The sequence below is a fragment of the Pseudomonas sp. 2822-15 genome, from assembly GCF_002742515.1.
Lineage (GTDB): Bacteria > Pseudomonadota > Gammaproteobacteria > Pseudomonadales > Pseudomonadaceae > Aquipseudomonas > Aquipseudomonas salomonii.
Genome location: NZ_LJRY01000463.1, coordinates 1 through 1,306, shown reverse-complemented (window position 1 = coordinate 1,306; position 1,306 = coordinate 1). Strand labels below are relative to the sequence as shown.

1 protein-coding gene is annotated in these 1,306 nt (G+C 51.3%); it reads left to right on the top strand.

All coding sequences use genetic code 11. The annotated features are described in order from the left end of the window. The first annotated feature begins 90 nt into the window (after window positions 1-90). Window positions 91-1,269 (top strand): integrase core domain-containing protein, encoded by a 1,179-nt coding sequence (locus AOA59_RS31825; protein ID WP_099490156.1) that lies wholly within the window; start codon window positions 91-93, stop codon window positions 1,267-1,269. The last annotated feature ends 37 nt before the right edge of the window (window positions 1,270-1,306 follow it).

The following is a 1,306-nucleotide window of genomic DNA, read 5'->3' as shown; positions in this document are numbered from 1 at the left end:
GGTATGACTCACCCACATGGGTTACAAATCAGTTCACGCACATAGGTAACAGTTTTTAACTGGCAGGGTCGATTTCGTGAGGATCTGACCATGCCCTGGAAAGAGCTGAAACCTATGGACCTCAAAGTGATGTTTGTCGCTGAATACCTGACTGGAAAACACAGCCTCAGCCAGCTATGTCGAGACTATGAAATCAGTCGAAAGACCGGCTACAAGTGGGTCGAGCGATACAAAGCAGAAGGTCCCAGTGGGCTTGATGAGCGTAGTCGCCGTCGACACCACCAGACTTATGTGGTGCCTCTGGCGGTAAAGCAGGCGATTATCGAACTACGTTCTATAGGCGAGACAATCCCTGGTCCGAAAAAGATCCAGAGTGATCTGATAAAGCGCTTTCCGGGCCAGGATCCGCCCTCGAAAACGACTATTTATAACATCCTCAAAGCAGCTGATCTGATCACGCCGCGACCCTTGCGGCCAAGAGTTGCTGTCTATCCAAAACCGTTACGCAAGGCAGATGTGCCTAACCAGCTTTTCAGTGCTGACTACAAAGGCCAGTACCTGACAGGAGCGGGCGTATGGTGTTATCCGCTAACAATCATGGACCATGCCAGTCGCTTTTTGCTTGCCTGTCAGAGCATGCCCAGCACCAATTTCAAGGAGACCCAAGAGACGTTCGAACGGGTGTTTCGCGAGTATGGTTTGCCTGAGCGGATCCGTACTGACAACGGAGTGCCGTTTGCCAGCACAGGGCGCGGAGGGCTGTCACAGTTGTCGATCTGGTGGCTACGGCTGGGGATCATTCCAGAGCGTATCGAGCCCGGTCGGCCAGACCAAAATGGCCGGCACGAGCGTATGCACCGAACACTGAAAAGTACTTTGCCCAATCCACCTGCGATTGCTTGGGAGTCTCAGCAGAAACACTTTGATCGTTTCATACAGCACTACAATTACGAGCGAGGGCATGAAGCGCTGAGCCAGAAAACACCGGCTTCATGCTATTCACCTTCACCTCGAGCCTATCCTGAGAAACTGCCGGAGATGGGTTATGCAAGTCATATTGAGTGTTACCGGACTGACTCAAACGGGATGATTTATCGGTCAGGTCTGCGGATTTACGTGGGGCATTTACTGAGATACCAGACTATTGGAATGGAGATGCTGAGCGACGATGTGTGGGCTGTTATTTTCGGCCCAGTGATCCTCGGACAAGTGGATGCTAGGAATGCAGACAAGGACGGCTATATTTCACTCAAAGTGTTACCTATGTGAATGCACTTTTGTGTAACCCATGTGGTTGTCCCGTACA

Coding starts and splice junctions, on each gene's coding strand:
- AOA59_RS31825 (WP_099490156.1), top strand. CDS start 91: ATGCCCTGGAAAGAGCTGAAACCTATGGACCTCAAAGTGATGTTTGTC.